This is a genomic window from Enterococcus gilvus ATCC BAA-350 (genome assembly GCF_000407545.1).
Lineage (GTDB): Bacteria > Bacillota > Bacilli > Lactobacillales > Enterococcaceae > Enterococcus_A > Enterococcus_A gilvus.
The window spans coordinates 19,133-36,396 of sequence record NZ_ASWH01000005.1 but is presented as its reverse complement, the minus strand read 5'-3'; the positions used below and the strand labels follow the sequence as shown (position 1 = coordinate 36,396).

Here is a 17,264-nt window from a genome sequence, read left to right as displayed (position 1 = left end):
TTTATTCCCTCCCTAAACGATAAAAAAGAGAAACGATAACATCGTTTCTCCTAAGGTGTCTTTATATCAGTTGTATTGTATTTCCAATCAAATTCAGGATTGACTATACTCCAATTTTTTTCTCAACAATTGCCTCTGTTAGTGTCTTTGAAAAATTCAAATCTAAATCTTTACCAAGTCTGTTTGCCCATTTAGGAATAGTTAGCGTCTTTTTCACAGGGTCATTGCTACCTAGATATTCTGACAAGTCAACACCAACCATAGAGATAAATGACTTTTCTGGATCATATTCATGATTAAAGTCGGGATCGTCTTTAAATGGATTATTTTTATCAAGTGATAAGGAGCTAATCAGCGAAGGTTTCGGGACCTCACGATCATCCTCAATATCATCAGCTAACATAATTCCCAAGTAGTCAGACGCCATTTCCAGTGCTTCCGAAATCGTTGAACCACTCGTACCTCCCGTATTAGGAAAGTCTGGAAAGAAAACAGAAAAACCAGGGTCATAATCTTCACTATTCTCAAAATAAAATAAAGCAGGGTAAGAAACAAGCATCAATCATTCTCCTTTCTTCAATGAAGCACAGCAGAGTTACTTTAACCCTGCTTGCTTCAAAATACCGTTTTCTGTTCCTTTAGGTAATTTCTGAGGAACAATGATCGGTCGGTTCACTCCTGGAAATCTCACTTTAACATGAGAACCTTTGCCACCTTTGACTTTTACGCCACCGTGGTCAAGTAGGAGCTTTACCATTTCATTTTGTGTCATTGGCATGTGCACTATACCTCCTGACAATAATATTATAACACGTGTAGCACGTGCTGTAAATAATTGAGCATCAATTTATCGATCTAATCCTTGATCTAGCTGCTCTCTTTCCCGCATATTTTTCAAATATTCTTGCTGATTCTTCATACTTTGAAAGTCTTTTTTTAACGCCTTTTTGATTTTATTTAAATCGGCGTCTCCTTGTCTAGAAGATTCTTGCACTATTGGAAATTCTCTATTTGAAGTTGAAACATTCATTCTTTGACTTTGTCTTTCTTGGATCTTCTGCTCTTTCATTTCTCTCAATAAAGAGTTCCCTAACAACGTAAACAATTCTTGATTTTTATTCGTCATGAAATCATTTGCCCGTTGATATTCTATCGTTCCTTCTCCGTAGACATTCATATAAAATTGGCTGTTCTCTTTTAGCAAACTTTGTAACTCCTGGTAGTTTGTCTGTTCATACGTTTCGATATACGTCTTAGAAAAACGATCAATCGTAGGGCGAATAGAATCTAAGGCATTCATGTTGTATTTCCATTGGCGCATATCTGACGGTAAATGGGAATAAATTTCACTGTACAGGTATTGCAATTGTGAATCTGGCAATCGTCGCATCTGTCCTTTGTGTCGTCCAATTTGGTTTCGAACAAGTGAGGATATTTGAGCTAAAGGCTGATCTCGATCTAGCAACTGACTCATGATTTGACTCTTGAAACGATCAACACTTTTCTTTGATCGAAATCCTTTTCTCGCTTCATACGTTGACCCATCACGACGGGTAAACGTTCCATATGGACGTGTAGGTTCTGGCTCAACGATTGCTAAATGAACATGGATATGGTGTTTCTCGTTATAATGAATTGCCCCAGTCCAGACCGCACTGTTTTCTAAGTTTTCCAAACGTAATTGTTCCTTCATTGCACTTCGCACAGCATTCATGATCTTTGTTTCATTCAGTACCTCGGTTTTTGGATCATAGAAGTCTTGTTCAATCAACCATCGAGTGTCAAAACTGACAACGTCCTGCCACATGATCGACTCATTCTTCTGCGCCTTTTCAAATAGCCGCTTCACCTCTTTTCGCTCGTCTTTGGTTAATTGGTTCTTATTTTGCGTGAACAGTCCAGAAGACTTTTCGGGATTCTCCATGTACTCATTGAAGCCATCTGTTGGCAACACGTTGTACTTATGAAAGTTTCCTGAACGTATTGCTTCTTCTCGGTCAATGTATTCAATGTATGACTGAAACTGTTTCGCACCTGACTGGACGAATTTCCACTTCGTAAAAATTGCCGCCTTAATCATTCAATAAGACTTTCAGTGACCTTTGGATCAGCAGCACTCTCTTCAAATTTTTCTAAGGCCAACGACTCATTGTTTCTATCTGTTTCCACCTCGGACGATTCCATGCGACTACGTTTTTTCAGTGAGAGTTGCGTATAATAATCTTGGACTTCTCGAGTAGCTTTTTCTACTGGTGGTGTCACCATTTCAGCCATTGGAAGGTAGTCGGTCACATCATTCACATACATAGAATTATTCGCAAGGTGCAACAGCGTCCGAGCACTCTTCTCTGCGTCACCTGCACGTAACAAAGTGAAGTGGGTCTCTTTTTTAAGGTCAGCTAATTGTTTGTCTAATGAGCTTTGTAGGGTCAGAATACTTTCAGCAATTCCCTTGTAGAGTTCATGCTCTCGAAATATTTGCTCCAGCACGACATACAATGGCTTGCCCGAATGCTTTTCCATGTAGGGTTTTAGATACGCCCATCCATAATCTGACTCATCAGCTTCACGAAAGTTAATCTCCGCTTTCTTCATCGATACTCACCCCATGTAGTTCTAAAAATTTATTGATGATTTTTGAATTGTAATTCAGCGACGCAAGCACGTTCTCTGTCACTGACTCGACTAGATTTTCGTATTTTTTGTTCAGTCCTTCGACTTCAATGTACATGACGTGGTGATCCAACAATTGTCGGATGTACTCCTCACGAGACAACGCCGACTTTGCTGCAAGTTCGTCTAGCGAAGCGACTGTTTTTGCAGGTAGATTTCTTACTTTAATATCCATTAGATTGCCCCATTTCTAAATCTAAATATTCAAAACAAAAAATCCGATCGTGATCGGAGAACTTAGAAATCCCCGACTTTGTGAAACAAAGTCAGAGGGATTTTCTAAGAGCATAAGGGAAACCTGCCCCCAAAACATGGGGGAACCCGCAGTGCGGGTTGGTTTTTAGTGACCCCAAGAATCTTTGTGAACCATGCTCGGAGCATGGTCGTTTCTGAGTGATTTCTTAGAACACCATGCCGTCGGCATGGTCAAAAACAGAAAAAATATTAATGACCAGGTTCTCAGCATGGTCGTTTTTCATTACTTTTCTGTAAACCATGTTCAGAGCATGGCCTTTTCTGAGAGTTTTATTAGTTCGCCATGCTTGTAGCATGTTGGAAAAATCAAAGTCTTTCTTCGTTTTCCCAACCTATTTAGTTCTGTTTTCTATAATATTTTGCTTCTGATCCAGTTCTTTTATTTCCTTTTCAACGTCAGCTATTTCTTTCTCAAACGTTGTGATCTGACTCAAATTTTGGTTGATCGTTGATTCGATTTCTTCTTTTTCACTGTCCGTTTTTGTGCTAAGAGAAGCGGTTAACTCCTTGTTTATCTCTTCAATCTTTTTAATATCTCGCTCCTTCTTTTTAACAATTTTCTTGTTCTTTTGAATTTCCTTTTTAACACTATCCAACTCAAATTCTTGTGTAGAATGTTCCAATTCTTTATCAGTCAATGAATGATTAATGAACCCTTTTTCTTCTAAAAAATCTTTCGTGAAATGAAATTTTTGATCGTTCGCGAGATTATCCGGCTTCCGGTCACTTGGGTAAATGGATACTGTGACTTCCTTCCATTTTTCGCCCAATCCATTTACTGAAGCAACGTATAGACGCTCATTTATTCGTTTTATCTTTGTCGAATACTTTTGTTCATCAGTACGATATTGCTTTGCTTTTACCTTCAATTGTTCGAGTACATTCGAACTAGTAACAGGAGAAACAAAGGCGAATGTCAGGCAGTCTTTTGTTTCTGAATAGTCTATATTTACAAGTGTCATTTTTCGTGTATCTAGGGAAACTTCTTCCCCTATCTTAGTTGCAACAGTCGACACTCGTGGTTTTAAAATCAATCGACTTCCAAACAAAAGCCCGAACACGCAAGCAATAATTAAAACCAACTTTTTATATTTCTTGCGTTCATTTTTTCTCAAATTCACTTTGTTTGCCAACTAGGTTTTCACCTCGATTCGTTTAGAATTGTACCTATTTTTTTCTGATCTGTTCCTTCATATTTTTGACTCTTGTGTACAATCGTAGGAACGCTTTTCACGTCATAAATTTTGATATACTTTCTGTTTTCTTCCTGGTTTAAATTAACGAAAATCATATCCTTATGACGGACATCATGCCAAAATAGTTGGTTAAATATCTTTTGGCAATCTGGACAGTCGTCTTTGTAAAATACAATTTTCTTCTGTTCACCCCGATCAAGAACAACGACTCGCTGATCCTTTTCCTTTTGATCAATGATTGTTCGTATTCCTGTGTAAAGAGAGACAGAAACCAACACGATTACCATTATTACCTTGATTCTGTTTTTCATCTATTTACGATCCTTCTATTCCATTACGGCGACTTAACGCTGCCAAGATTCTCTATCGAAACAAATTTTTGCGTCAGCTGATTGAATGTAACCTTGTACAAATTCGTTCCCATCTGTTTCTCACTCTCAGCAATCGAAATACTGTAATCTGTCCAAACTAATGCGCGAACTTCCTTCTCATCTGACGACAATAAATACACTTCAGGTGTCTTTTCCAGTTTTGAAATTGTTGTAACTGTTGCAGCGCCTTTATCCGCATCTTTTGGGAAAATCCCTTCAAGCGCGGAGGCATCTGCAACCTCAGCTGCACGTTTTTTTCGTTCGAGTATGCTATCTTGTTCTTTGCTTGTGTCGTATTCAGAAACAGCAGAAAACAATTTATTTGTTGCGGTCAACAACCGATCATTTGCTAAACCATTTTTTTCTTTGTACAAAGAATCATATTCCTTTGTCAGCTGATCGATTTGGCCAGTTAACTCTTCTTTTTCTTTTTTTTGCTGTGAAATAGTTGTTTCTAGCGCGTTAATTTTGTTGTCATTTTTTTGTCTATCTTTGTTCCAGGTAAACGCAAAAATAAATATTACTACGCCAAATAGTAGCGCTATTTTAGCAGTCATTGATGATAGTCTCATTCTGTTTACTGCCCCTTTCCTTGAATAAAATCGACTTGCGAAACAGTCTCTTTACTGATGACACGCCATGATCGTGTACCCGATCCAATGTTCACCACATTCGTCTCACTTATCAAAATACTACCGTCTGGATTCACGTATTCCACGACCGCGATATGCCCGTATGGTGGCGTAGATCCTGCGAGTCCACCATAGAAACTAGCCGCCCATCCAACTTCTGGTTTTCCTTTTATTACTGTATACCCTCGAGCCTTCGCTGACGCTCCCCACGAGCCGCCATTCCCGCCGTCACCGGAGAACCACTCAATATTTTTTCCAAGTTGCGCCATGCGATTATAAGCACCGTGTGTACACTGTCCAAATGGGTAGTTGTTCCCTGCATAGTTGTTATTATCAGGTGGTGGTAAAGTCAGTTTTCCTTTGTATTCTGCGGGAACATCTAACGTTGGTGCAGAGTTTTGACCAACGATTTGACCTGAAGTATCTGGTGTATCCGTAGTCGAAACTTCACAGTTCGAATCTGTTGAATCGTTGCCTTCTGAGTCTTCTCCTAAACCGTCTAAAGTACCAAACCAGTGATCTCCTCGTAACGGAACTTCTTGGCATACCTGCCCTGGTTGTGGTTCTTCGATCATCTTATTATCACCTGCGTAGATTGCTACGTGGTGCGAGCTTCCTTTCGCCCCCCAAAATACAAGATCGCCACGTTGTGCCTGATCTTTGCTGATTTCCTTTACAAAGGTTGACTGTGTCTCAGATGTCTCAGGGAGTTCAATTCCGACACGTTTATAAACGAGCAACGTTAGACCCGAACAGTCCATTCCTGTCTCCCAATTTCGACCACCCCATACATAGGGAATCCCTAGCCGACTCTTTGCTAATTCGATGATTTTTGCTCTCTTTCCAGAGTCCATATCATTAGAATCATTTCGTTTATCAGCGATTGTCCCAGAGCCTACACTTGGTAGACCGCCAGCCTTGTATGGTGACGTTCCATGTTGGGCGATTGCTTCTTGATCGAGCCATTGATACTTCTTACCTAGCGTATTGTAGGTACTTTGAAGTTTCATTAAGTAACTTGGATCAGTTGCCCATCCGCCGTTAAATATTGCTGTCAATGCAGCTGCGCCATCTGTGTTGTTTATTGCACCAGTGTAGAGTGTTTGGTGCGCCATAAACTCAGCTTTTCCTACAATTCCTGCACTGTAACTTTTAAACCAGGTGTAGGCTCCGCCTGTATTATCACCAACGTTTGTTCCTGGTTTTGTTCCAGTTATATCAACCGAATCGTCACCGAACGTTGCAAGCGTCACAGGGAAATCGCCTTTTTTGGATGTTTTCACGCCACCCATGTTATGGGCTTGCCAGAACGAAGTTCCCGATGGATTTGTAAAGTTAAACCCATTCTCTACCATTGTCTGTGAGATACTAGCGGAAGGTAAAAAACCACCTGCTTTCCACGCCAGAACATACGCATCTTTATGTTGCTTGACAAATTCATCTACAGAACTCGGTACAGCTCCACCTTCTTCTGGTGCGACGGTATTAAATGATGAAGACTCCGGCTCACATTCTGATTGATTACTTCCCACAAGCATCATAATCATTGAAACAATGATTATGAATGCCATGAGTAGCCCTACAAAGTTAGAGAACAAAAAAGGCAAAAGAAACTTTTTAGCAAGTAGTTTTTTCGCCCATTTTTTCATTATGCACCTCCATTAAACAACGCTAGTTCTTCATCTGTTACTTGGAAAGTCATTTGTAAGTTCTGATCACCAGAGATACTTAAAATTCCTTGAGACCCGCCTATCTCTTTACTAGTTTGAAATTGCGGGATCATGTTGTATTCTGTCTCCGTGAATACGTCTCCGAATATCTTACGCAGGAAGTTGATCGAAGTAATATCTTGCTTCAGTAAAATTTTATACTGCGTCAAACCAAATATTTCCCTTAGTTTATTCGCTGCTTCTACGGTGTCTTTATCTTGTGCGTTGTCTGCATTTGGAAACATTCTTTCGACACGTTGAGTAGCAAGCGCTAATCCGATGAACAGCTTCCGTGCTTCGGACATAAGTGTCACAAACCATTTAGCTGCATAAGCTTTTTCAATGTTCAGCATGTTGTGGCACTCATCAACGATAATCAGACAACGAATAATATCCCACCAGTTTTTTTGTTTGCGATCATACATCATCTTTTGTTCTTTTCCGATTCGATTGACGTTCCCCATAATATTGTTTAATGCCAGGAACAATTGACAGTCAAAATGCTCGGCACTTTGAGAAGAAATTCCCGCAATATCAAAAAAGACGATCTGCTGATCGCCTAAGTCGGGTACGCTTGTTTTTCCATTGAAAATACGTGAGAACTGTTTCGTAAGTGGTTTTATTGTGATCTTGATTTTTTGAAGATATGCAACAAGATCCTCGTCGATCGTTGGAGTGATCTTTTCCAAGTAATTATAAAAATCTCCGACAGTCGGATACTCCTCATTTGATAGATCCGTGATGTCGATACTCTCGTCTTCTTGCCAAATCCCATAGTCAATATAGAAATCCCAAACAATGTCAGTAAAGACACTTACAAGCTCAGAGTCGGCTTTTTTATTCAGGATTTGGAACAAAATTCCCAACATAGAAATATGTTGGGAGAACGAACCGCGTATATCCACTTCGTGTGAGTCTTCCGTTAGTTGTTGAGATACTAATGGATAGACCTGGAACATATTTAACACACCCGCGCTGCCATCTAAAGGAATAGATACCCCTCCGTATTCTTTGACAATATCGTAAAATTCCCCTGATTTATCAAAGCCGCGAATATAGTTCCCTTTCGACGCGTTATCACGAAGTAACTTCTTTAGAACCGTAGACTTACCTGATCCCATATCACCAGCTAAAAAGAGATTGTAGTATAAGCGTTTGGCCGTCTTAGTAAACATGTCCCAGTAGACGGTCCCACCAGTACGAGTAAACCCATAATAAAATCCCATTTCGTCAGACAATGACGTTTGATTGTGCGCAAATCCAAGTCCTAATGCTTCTGCCTGAATATCCATTCCTTCTCGTCGATTTCTCAACCGCCGCTGCTCATTGAGTGGTAAAAATAGTGATTGCCATTCTTCTTTTTGCTCTCCGAGCAAAACAGTTCCTACGTATCCTTCCGATTCAATGTTCTTTAGAATATCGTTTACTTGTTTTTCTAAACTATCAATCGTCGGTTGCGTAACATACATGCGGATCAAGCACTTTTTTATTTGTTCCCCCTGGCTTTTCATTGACGAGTTCAGCATTCTTAAAATATTGATTTCATCATCCAAATCGTCTTGCTCTGTGACCGTTGCTTTTTTCTTCCGTACTTGTAATTCTTCGATCGAATCACTGACCTCTTTTTTGTAGGGAACATCTGTATCGATCATGGTATCAATTGTTGTAATCACATTTTCTGTTGCAGTAATATCCATCATCCAAAATTCGGTCATGATTGTTGGCGTCGCAATTAAATGAATGGTTGTGCGATAGCCGTCGCCAAAACGGATATAGAAATCGTCTTTGAAAGAGATACCCCCTCTTGGCTGCGTTTGGTAGATGAATTGTAAATCTGTGTCAGTCGTTTTCTTCGCTGCCATAAAGTTCCATTCCTCCTGAATTGTTTAATAAATTAAAAATCTGTTCAACGTGATCTCGCTCAAGAATCGTTTGTTGAAACAGCCCTCTAAACCGATTCATAAACTGAAGCCGATCAGATAATTCTTTTTTTGTATTTCCAAACAAACACAGATAAGAAGCGGATTTTTTATACTGCTTTTCAATATATTTCAATTTTTCCAGTTCTGATTGAAGAATCCGCATCTGGTGAAGTTCTGACGCTTGATCTCGTTTATATCGGACATATTCTTGCTGTTTTTGATTCTGTTCTGGAAAGTTCATAAATATTTCTTTAACTGAATAGGCATATTGTTTGTGAAAACTCCAATAGCTTTCTGTCACTCGATCGACCTCAGCTTCATCAAGAAGTTCTAAATCATATTTTTTAGGGTCTAAAATAACGCAGTAGATATCCTTCCCGCGAACACGAAGTTTAACGAATTGGTCTTCAAAGCCGGCCACTGGATAAACTTTCGTCAGTCGAGAAATTTCTTTTGTGACACCTCTCGACTTTTTCTTCTTTTCTTGCTTCTTTCTTTCTACTGAATCAAAGTTCATCTGTCTCCTCCTTTGACTTCGGCATAGCTGGATATGTTCGATTGTCTTTAAAGAACAACTGTATAACTACCTGGTACGTTTTTTTATTTGGAACGTCGCTAGGTGATAGTAGAAAATACAGCGATATTGGATAGGCAAGCACATACACAACTTCTAAGATTTCTGGTACTAAAAATTTTGTTAAAAAGCCGACGATTGCGCTGCCCATGATAATTAGAACATCTGCTAAGTCTAACTTTCCTTGTTTGATTTCCGTCACCGCTTCTTTGGGTCTGGCCACTTCTCTACGCATGGCGTACCTCCTTGCCTATTTAATCTCTGAACTTGCTATCAATTCGCTTAGTAGTCGCTTTTGATACGTCATAAACTTTACGTGTTCGAGTTGCCGTTTCACCAGAATATAGTCGTTTCGCAGTGTCTGCATAAAGATTTACTGCTTTGTCTCCCAATGATTCTGTATCAATTGGGCGTGGTGCCTGGTCTTTTAGTAAATTATTTTTTGCCTCTTGAACATTTTTTGGCAATTGATCCCCCGATACTTTTGGAACAGGTGGATGTTGCGGTTGGCCTTCTAAAGCTTTCCTTGCTTTTGAAGCGCTGGAAACGTCTGATAGTGGTTTTGTGGGTGAGATACCTTGTTTTGCCAGATCAGCTTTATTTTTCTCTGCCTGATCTCCCAAATTAGCCAGGGGTGGTAATGGTTTCGGCATGTCTGTAGCGGCTTTATTCTCAGGTATATTTTGATCACTTGGCGATTCCCCTGGTGATCGCCCAGGTAATGAGTGGTCATTTCCAGAAGGCGTACCTGATCCCTGTGGAGACGTGTTTGGTGTACTAGGCGTTTTTGTCGACGGCGATCCGTTTCCTCCGCCGCCTTTGTTCCCTTTTCCACCTTCTGGTGGTAGTGGTGATTTTCCATCAGGTGATTTTGGTTTGAAGCCATCAAGTGCCCCTTTGATCGCACCGCCCGTGTAACCACCAATACGTGCAGCACGTCGGCCTGCACCCGCAATTTTAGAAGGCATGGATTGAATCGCTGATTTTGCTCCTTGAGTCATACTCTTACCGGCCATAATCCCTTGTGACGCAGCAATCACTGACCGTCCTACGCTAGAAAGTCCTGCATCGTAACCAAACATTTGTTCAATAAAATTAGGTCCATCTATCACCAGACCCGCTCCCGCTGCTACAGCGATCGGCTTTACCCAACTTGACATTTTTGAGCTCGCAACAAAAGCACTCCATAGGTCAAAGAAATTAATAAGAAGAACCATAAAAAACATGACAATGAATGTATCTCGAATTTTAGTTACTAGTTGTTTATTTCGTTGACCATCTTTTATATCTGTGAGTGATATTCCCATGGTGACTACATACAATAACCCGACCTCATTCATTAAGCGAGCAGACTTATAAATTACGAAAGCATAAACAATGCCCTTCGTAATCAATTCGATGATTATCAGAAATGGATGCCAGTCGTAGCGGTAATACGCAGGATCACCGATTTTCCAAAAGCTTTTCATTTTTCCTTCTTCATATTTTTCACCGACTTTGACAAGTTTTTTCTCTAGCAGTTTCTTCCCATCGTCTGATAATGGAGAATCGCTAAAAAACCATCCGCTCGTATCAACTTTTTCAGTAATATCTAGTAATTCAACATCAATTTTTTCTTTGATGTCATTTTGAACTTCGGCCGACTTCCAACCATTTTTATCAACTTTATAAAGATCAGTGATGTTAGCTTTAAACACTTCCGTACTTGCGGTACTTTTCCCTTCGGAAAGTGATTTCACCCCACCACTAGTCAATGCAGAAAATTCACTCATTCCCCAGGGCAATAAAAAAAGGATCGTGAACGCCAATACCATATTATTTAGTATTTTGTCCCGATCCAGTTTTCTATTAATAATTAGTTGTAACCCAAAATAAGCAATCGCGAGTGATCCTAACGCATAAAAAACTGGTCGATAATCACTAATTAGTTTTTGTACTGGTGCATATTCAAAAAAATTGATTAGTTGAAAAACCTCTCTTGCACCACCAGAAATGAAATCAACTGCGCTTCCTAAAATCACCATAAATCCGTAGCTAATTGCTCGAAGAATGTCCCAAAAAATATTCGCGACGTGCAATAGATCTTTGAATTTTATTAACTTTTCTACCATGTAGGCTTAACACCTTCTTTCTGAGTTGCCGTCCTAACCATTGATGTCAACTACTCCTTGATGCTCGATAAACATTTTACGCAATGTAGGACGTTTTTCGGTATGGCAGAACACTTTCAATTCTTCCAAGGAAGTCAATTCTTTTAGTCGCTCTTTTTCGCGAGTCGTCAATTTGTCCAAATAGGCCGCATGCATGAACTTATTAAAGCTGACAGATCCCATCTGTTCCGAAAGTGTTTGATTTGTCTTTGACTCTAGCAAAACACTATCCATTGATTGTAAGGTTTCTTTCAATTGTTCTTCCTCCTGTCTATTCTCTTTTTCTGAGTGTGGATGCTGCGTCTGTTCTAAATCGTGTTCATCTACACGAACACGATCCCATTTGACAATGTAATCAACTAAATTTATTTCTTTCTTGCCTTTGACGGTCAAATCCATTTCATCTAAATTTTCTTTCCCGTCAAATCGAGGGAGCAAGTATTCATAATGAAATTTCATATCTGTTCCCATTTCTATACTTGCAAATATGGGATAAGGTTTGATCTTTCTGCCTTTTAAATCTCGACGCATCTTCGTTCTGTCAAGCACCCATTCTCCTTCTTGCAAATCGCGCAGCTCGTTCGCATTCAAGAGTTCTCGGCCTTCTTCTCGTTCGCCGTACGATTTATCCATACTTAAAGGATCTCCATGCCGATCACCAGTAACAATCGTTTTACTTCCAAGCTTTTTCGAGAAATAGTCTGCGTCTTCGTATTCATCAGACATGATATATATTTGATTCCCGCAGGCTCCAGTAATCGCTTTACTCATTTTCTCACCATATTTATCGTCCATCTGAGCGTACGATTGAACGATCAAGTGATAAACTAAGTTCCTGGCGAGACCTACGTTCATCGATCGACTCAAGCCATCGATTGCTGGTATGTTGGCCGCTTCTTCCAACCAGTAGCGAACACGGCGCTTAGTTCCTTTACCTGTTAGCGTCGCTCTTTCTGCTAATACCTCGTTTACCTGAGAGAGAAAGGTCGAAATGATACTATAGTTACTATCATTCCAGTCGGGATAGACAATAAATAAAGCTATGGGCTTTTCCCCATAGCCTAAATCTTCTAAATTAAAATCACTATCCAAGGTTAATTTGGCAATAGCATCATAAGTATAGTTTTTTAATTTTGCCATTGTTCCTGTAAATATACCGCTTCGAGTAATTCCTTGCGAAAACTTGATAGTCCCATATTGTTTTCTGGCCACACTCGTTACTGGTAATTGTTCAAAGAATTCATCAAGTGCCGTATTTCCTTTTTCGTCTGGATAGGCTCCTAATTCCTCTAGCATACTTGTCACAGCATACATATTGATAATATGCGTTTTCTCCGATTCTATACCGATTTCACAAATAGCAAGGATCAGTGCATTTAAGAGCGATATACTTGCTTCTTCCCACATAGGTTCCTTTGCGTTTGGATTATGATACAAACTATAGGATAGGCTATTGGCAAGCATTTGAGCTTTCGTTGTATCGCCACGCATATAGGCTTGCTTAACCAAATCCAATGGATTATAGTGAATACCGTTTGTGGGATCAACTAAGTTAAGACAATAGACATCATAGCCAAATCTGACAAATTCCGCTTTCGTGTTTTTCAACATGTCACCTTTTAAATCATTGACAATAACGGAGTCTTTTTCCTTTGCTCGCATAATCAGATCCAGTGAAGGATAAGAAAACAGTGAGGTTTTCCCCGATTGTGTTCCTCCTACAGTGAAAGAGTTTGTATTTTTTGTATCAATGAACACATAGTCCATGGATTTTTTAAAGCGGCCGAATCCTTTTTCAACAGTTACACTGGCCACTGGAATCCCTGACTTCCCTGGGTATTCTTTATCGTCTAGTGCAACCATTTTGTATTGCCTTTTCAGTTGAGCGATTGTGGTAAATTCTTCCGATCCTTTTGTTAAATGGTTCAAATCTCGATAAGATATTCTCATTTTATATAGTCGTAAGAGTATGAACACGATCACTACCCCAATAATTCCCATATAGGCTAAACGTAGCCACAATAAGGGAAGCTTTGGAAACTGAAACCATGTCGAGCTGACTTGAAACGGTGGCGCTCCTCCATATTCAGTGTAATATCTGATCCTGCTAAGAATCCCTTGCATTGAAGCAATGCCATTAACCAAAAAATTAACTAATAGTACAGCAATTGTAAAAAATATCACGCCAACAATTCCTAAAACAGCAGGATGAGCTAAAATGGTTTTCCATTGTTTTATTTCTTTATTCACTACACGCCGTCCTTTCGTCGAATCAACCAACCTTTCACTTGATATTTAACTGGTTGAAATTCTTGTAACATGACACATATACAAAACAAGCAAATAGTGATATACATTATCTTTTGATCGGATATAAAACTATTTACGCATAGTACGAATAGACATATCGAAAACACCAAATATGATAGTTGACTTATTAACGAAAACGAATCTGCCGACTCAGCAAGGCAAATAACTAAAGATACGAGAATTGCTATTATAAGCATGAGAGATCCTCCTTTCAAAAAAGATAAAAAAAATAAGCCTACTTTACTGTCATCGATTCTTTTCTGAGATCTGACAGCTTCAGATAAGCTAATTTGTTTCATTTATTCTTAATATGGTAGTTAAAATCACTTGATGTCGTGGATCTTTCTCTCCACAGCAACATCATGCATAGATTGAATTTCTTGCAGTTTTTCTTCCCACTCACTAGTTTCAGTGGATTGTTTAGTAATTGTTTCAACTTCTTTTTGAGCTTTTAGTTTCAATGTTTCCAAGTCTATTACTCTATTACCGCTTGTTAATAGATCCCGAAATATCCCTTTGTATTGTTCTATTTTTTCAAAGAAAGGTTTCTCATCAGCTAAATAAAGCTCGAAAGCACTCGGTTGTTTCATAATGTTGAATATTCCGGCAATAGTAACTAGATCATTATTCACTCTCACGTTTGAACTGAACAACTTCTTGAAGTCATTCGCTTCATGATAGGGACATTCAGTGATATTTAGAAGAAACCAATCAACACTAGAACCAATATCAAAGAATAGATCCAGTGAATCTGTGAAATGTAGCGAATTCTCTCCCAACATTTTTAAAAAGATGTTGCACTCATTCAATAATGAATGAAATTCTAAATATTGCTGCTTGGGATAAATACTGTTTATCATTTTCTTTCTATACTTAAACGTTTTTTTTAACCAATAGTGAAGTTCTTTGGACGTAGTTGCTTCCGAGGTATGACTCTTTTCCTTGTTTATCGAGTCCTCGTAAATGTACATGTCTGGTTTCAACAAGAATTCTCTAAAACTTTTTATTGTTTGTTCTAATTCCCTGTAATGATCTTCAAACTTACAGCTTGTACTTATTCCTCGAATATTTTGACGAGCACCTTTACTAACCAAATTATTCAGGTAGGATTTCAAACTATAAAAATACTGATAAAATTTTGTTTTGAATAGTAAATCATTTTCAATATAAAAATGACTGCTATATCTAAAATCCTCTGACAACAAAAGAGCGGGCTTGGCATCGAAGCTCAACAGAGTAATCCCACTGAAATTGATTTCTGGTCTAACCGTCGGTATTACTGGCTTTACATAGTATTGTTTTGTCGAAAAAGCCACAAATACTCTCCTTTCCAATTTTTGAACAAATACAGTTTGGTGAGCTATTTCCACCATCTTTGCTATTACTCATGATTGTATATTTCAGTTTTAATGTAGTTTTTGAAACTCTTCTTTTAATTTTTTATCTACCTTCAGTTTCATTCTTCTACTTGCTAAATAGATAAGAATATCGACAAGCATAAACCAAACTAACCAGTTGATATTGATGGTTTTAACAAGTCGAGTGAAAAATATACATACTGCTGTTAGAGCTATTAGTACGATCACATACATGAAATAATAAGTAGTCTTTGAAATACAACTCCACATTTTTTTCCTTGCTAAAAATTCTTCTTTGCTAATTGAAATCACCAACCATTCATTTAACTATTTACGCTCAATGCAATAGATCTATGCAATTTCCTCCATTTGCGTTATGTGTTCAGCTTATTAACGGAATATGACTTTGAATACGTACATCCCAAGATGACCAAAGAGTATAAATAGAGCAGGTTGAAATAGTGTCAAAACTATCATTGATATCCAAATAGTCTTATCTTGGGAAGAGCCTTTCCTCTTTGCTAAAAGTTCTACCGCTTTTCTGCCACAGCCTTGTATCTGAAAACAAATATAGAAACATACAGGTAGCAAACAAAGTAAATATGCCCACTGTAAAAGTAAAATTATCATCCTTTCACCTCTTTAATGAAATACTCTTTCCCAACTTATAAAAGTAAATTCCAATCCGAAATATGCTATCGTTGCAGCAAAACCTAAGATTATAAATAGTAGGAAAACAATACTCCACTTCTTTACTCCTACTTTGTTTGCTCTTTTAATTGTCTTAAAAGTTCCAAATTCCACATAATGTAGGAACTCTATGCGGACTATCAGATATACTATTCCCATGAAAAAGAAATTAAATAAGAGGTTTTCCCATTGACTGAATTCCTTAGTGGACGTTTTAATAAAATTCTTGAATAGTAAAAATAACGTTCCAGTACTAAAACCAACTCTTATCGAATCATAAATGTCATTTGAATAATCTTCCTGATCATTGTCATCTTCCTTGCTTTCACTATCTTTGAGTTGTATTGTCTCTTGCAACTCACGATAATCTCGTTTTCGCATTCGTAATTCCACCTTTACTGACTAGATATCTTTTCCTCCACAATATCCTCCGTTAGAGTAGTATTTCAAAAATACTCTCAAAAATATTTACTGGTATGCTGTTACCAGCTTGTTTGTACATTGGCATTCTAAAGCGTCCGTTTCTTTCGACTGTTGAAGCTGCTGCAGAATAGTCGTCATCCGAATAACCTTGAAGTCTCCAACACTCTTGTTCCGTTAGATACCGGAAGCGCCCAGCCCCACAATCAATTATTTGTGCTGGTGTCCGATCTTGTCGTGTTGTGATAGTGTATGCAAAATCTTTGATCACTGTCGCTCGCTTTATTCCAGTCTTCCCGATAACCGATAAGACACTAGGTTGTGTGACATCGTAAACTCGACTTACCTCGTCATTTTTTAAAAGAAACTCTCGAATATCTCGCATTGGTGTCCGATTTAAAGTACTAAAATTAAACAGCGGTTGATCTAACATTGAAATTGTAAAAACTCGTTGCCTTGCTTGAGGGATTCCGAAATCTCTTGCGTCTAGCAATTCAAAAGAGTTGGAATATCCTAGCTTTTCCATTTCATCCAGATAGCGGTTAAAATTCTTTCTCATGCGCTTCTCGGTAACTGCCTTAACGTTTTCCCAAATCACTACTCGTGGTCGCCACATCCCCATGTCTTGAATGATACGTAACGTTTCCCACATTAAACTTGATCTAGTTTCGGAACCTTCGTCAGCTCCTTTCTGGTGCCCTGCAATAGAAATATCTTGGCAAGGGCTACCATGTATGAGGATATCTGGTTTCAAATTCCAATTAACTACTGATTGGACTCTATTTTCATGATCGTTAGCAAAAATAGCATTGTAACTATCGACTGCTTTTTGATCGATTTCAACATAATCAATTGATTTTGTTGGTATTCCCATATTTCTGAGAGCGATTCGAGGGCTTCCTATCCCTCCAAAAAGTTCTAATATTTGAAGCAAAGTTTTCCCTCCATTTCCTCTGTGATAGCCCCATCTAGCGGAACTACCCTGTATTTCATTGACTACTTAT

General features: G+C 38.6%; 17 protein-coding genes. All 17 read right to left on the bottom strand.

Annotated features, from left to right (window positions below):
- Positions 1 to 103: 103 nt before the first annotated feature.
- The 17 genes from I592_RS20520 to dcm all read right to left on the bottom strand — a co-directional run bounded on the left by I592_RS20520 (position 104) and on the right by dcm (position 17,194).
- Positions 104 to 559, bottom strand: coding sequence for a type II toxin-antitoxin system HicB family antitoxin (locus I592_RS20520; protein WP_010782475.1), 456 nt, complete (start codon positions 557 to 559; stop codon positions 104 to 106).
- 36 nt (positions 560 to 595) lie between these two features.
- Entirely contained in the window at positions 596 to 778 is a 183-nt protein-coding gene (locus I592_RS20515; protein ID WP_010782476.1) for a type II toxin-antitoxin system HicA family toxin, read from the bottom strand.
- 69 nt (positions 779 to 847) lie between these two features.
- Positions 848 to 2,080: a MobP2 family relaxase gene (gene mobP2, locus I592_RS20510; protein WP_010782477.1), complete on the bottom strand. Its 1,233-nt coding sequence runs from the start codon at positions 2,078 to 2,080 to the stop codon at positions 848 to 850.
- A complete protein-coding gene (locus I592_RS20505; RefSeq protein ID WP_010782478.1) occupies positions 2,077 to 2,595 on the bottom strand; it encodes a hypothetical protein in 519 nt (172 codons plus the stop codon). The genes mobP2 and I592_RS20505 overlap by 4 nt, the downstream gene beginning before the upstream one ends.
- Positions 2,576 to 2,848 carry a ribbon-helix-helix domain-containing protein gene (locus tag I592_RS20500; RefSeq protein WP_010782479.1) on the bottom strand — a complete coding sequence of 91 codons (273 nt, stop codon included), beginning with the start codon at positions 2,846 to 2,848 and terminating at the stop codon, positions 2,576 to 2,578. The genes I592_RS20505 and I592_RS20500 overlap by 20 nt, the downstream gene beginning before the upstream one ends.
- A gap of 412 nt (positions 2,849 to 3,260) precedes the next feature.
- Positions 3,261 to 4,061 carry a hypothetical protein gene (locus I592_RS20495; protein ID WP_010782480.1) on the bottom strand — a complete coding sequence of 267 codons (801 nt, stop codon included), beginning with the start codon at positions 4,059 to 4,061 and terminating at the stop codon, positions 3,261 to 3,263.
- Positions 4,062 to 4,069: 8 nt separating this feature from the next.
- The gene (locus tag I592_RS20490) at positions 4,070 to 4,435 is read right to left on the bottom strand and encodes a thioredoxin family protein (RefSeq protein ID WP_010782481.1); all 366 of its coding nucleotides are present in this window, start codon (positions 4,433 to 4,435) and stop codon (positions 4,070 to 4,072) included.
- A gap of 23 nt (positions 4,436 to 4,458) precedes the next feature.
- The gene (locus I592_RS20485) at positions 4,459 to 5,067 is read right to left on the bottom strand and encodes a hypothetical protein (RefSeq protein WP_044927079.1); all 609 of its coding nucleotides are present in this window, start codon (positions 5,065 to 5,067) and stop codon (positions 4,459 to 4,461) included.
- A gap of 5 nt (positions 5,068 to 5,072) precedes the next feature.
- A complete protein-coding gene (locus tag I592_RS20480; protein ID WP_010782483.1) occupies positions 5,073 to 6,776 on the bottom strand; it encodes an NlpC/P60 family protein in 1,704 nt (567 codons plus the stop codon).
- Complete coding sequence (locus I592_RS20475) at positions 6,776 to 8,698, bottom strand: VirB4 family type IV secretion system protein (RefSeq protein ID WP_010782484.1); 1,923 nt, start codon at positions 8,696 to 8,698, stop codon at positions 6,776 to 6,778. The genes I592_RS20480 and I592_RS20475 overlap by 1 nt, the downstream gene beginning before the upstream one ends.
- On the bottom strand, positions 8,676 to 9,275 hold the full coding sequence (locus I592_RS20470; RefSeq protein ID WP_010782485.1) for a hypothetical protein: 600 nt from the start codon (positions 9,273 to 9,275) through the stop codon (positions 8,676 to 8,678). Before I592_RS20470 ends, I592_RS20475 begins: the two co-directional genes overlap by 23 nt.
- Positions 9,265 to 9,567, bottom strand: coding sequence for a hypothetical protein (locus I592_RS20465; RefSeq protein WP_010782486.1), 303 nt, complete (start codon positions 9,565 to 9,567; stop codon positions 9,265 to 9,267). Before I592_RS20465 ends, I592_RS20470 begins: the two co-directional genes overlap by 11 nt.
- Before the next feature lie 19 nt (positions 9,568 to 9,586).
- Positions 9,587 to 11,443 carry a pLS20_p028 family conjugation system transmembrane protein gene (locus I592_RS20460; RefSeq protein WP_010782487.1) on the bottom strand — a complete coding sequence of 619 codons (1,857 nt, stop codon included), beginning with the start codon at positions 11,441 to 11,443 and terminating at the stop codon, positions 9,587 to 9,589.
- Between the two features lie 33 nt (positions 11,444 to 11,476).
- Positions 11,477 to 13,732: a VirD4-like conjugal transfer protein, CD1115 family gene (locus tag I592_RS20455; protein ID WP_010782488.1), complete on the bottom strand. Its 2,256-nt coding sequence runs from the start codon at positions 13,730 to 13,732 to the stop codon at positions 11,477 to 11,479.
- 383 nt (positions 13,733 to 14,115) lie between these two features.
- Positions 14,116 to 15,108 (bottom strand): hypothetical protein, encoded by a 993-nt coding sequence (locus tag I592_RS20445; protein WP_010782490.1) that lies wholly within the window; start codon positions 15,106 to 15,108, stop codon positions 14,116 to 14,118.
- 684 nt (positions 15,109 to 15,792) lie between these two features.
- Positions 15,793 to 16,221 carry a hypothetical protein gene (locus I592_RS20430; RefSeq protein ID WP_010782492.1) on the bottom strand — a complete coding sequence of 143 codons (429 nt, stop codon included), beginning with the start codon at positions 16,219 to 16,221 and terminating at the stop codon, positions 15,793 to 15,795.
- A 52-nt stretch (positions 16,222 to 16,273) separates the two neighbouring features.
- Positions 16,274 to 17,194, bottom strand: a complete 921-nt coding sequence (gene dcm / locus I592_RS20425) for a DNA (cytosine-5-)-methyltransferase (RefSeq protein ID WP_010782493.1) — start codon at positions 17,192 to 17,194, stop codon at positions 16,274 to 16,276.
- Positions 17,195 to 17,264 lie beyond the last annotated feature (70 nt).

Coding starts and splice junctions, on each gene's coding strand:
- I592_RS20520 (WP_010782475.1), bottom strand. CDS start 559: ATGCTTGTTTCTTACCCTGCTTTATTTTATTTTGAGAATAGTGAAGAT.
- I592_RS20515 (WP_010782476.1), bottom strand. CDS start 778: ATGCCAATGACACAAAATGAAATGGTAAAGCTCCTACTTGACCACGGT.
- mobP2 (WP_010782477.1), bottom strand. CDS start 2,080: ATGATTAAGGCGGCAATTTTTACGAAGTGGAAATTCGTCCAGTCAGGT.
- I592_RS20505 (WP_010782478.1), bottom strand. CDS start 2,595: ATGAAGAAAGCGGAGATTAACTTTCGTGAAGCTGATGAGTCAGATTAT.
- I592_RS20500 (WP_010782479.1), bottom strand. CDS start 2,848: ATGGATATTAAAGTAAGAAATCTACCTGCAAAAACAGTCGCTTCGCTA.
- I592_RS20490 (WP_010782481.1), bottom strand. CDS start 4,435: ATGAAAAACAGAATCAAGGTAATAATGGTAATCGTGTTGGTTTCTGTC.
- I592_RS20485 (WP_044927079.1), bottom strand. CDS start 5,067: ATGAGACTATCATCAATGACTGCTAAAATAGCGCTACTATTTGGCGTA.
- I592_RS20480 (WP_010782483.1), bottom strand. CDS start 6,776: ATGAAAAAATGGGCGAAAAAACTACTTGCTAAAAAGTTTCTTTTGCCT.
- I592_RS20475 (WP_010782484.1), bottom strand. CDS start 8,698: ATGGCAGCGAAGAAAACGACTGACACAGATTTACAATTCATCTACCAA.
- I592_RS20470 (WP_010782485.1), bottom strand. CDS start 9,275: ATGAACTTTGATTCAGTAGAAAGAAAGAAGCAAGAAAAGAAGAAAAAG.
- I592_RS20465 (WP_010782486.1), bottom strand. CDS start 9,567: ATGCGTAGAGAAGTGGCCAGACCCAAAGAAGCGGTGACGGAAATCAAA.
- I592_RS20460 (WP_010782487.1), bottom strand. CDS start 11,443: ATGGTAGAAAAGTTAATAAAATTCAAAGATCTATTGCACGTCGCGAAT.
- I592_RS20430 (WP_010782492.1), bottom strand. CDS start 16,221: ATGCGAAAACGAGATTATCGTGAGTTGCAAGAGACAATACAACTCAAA.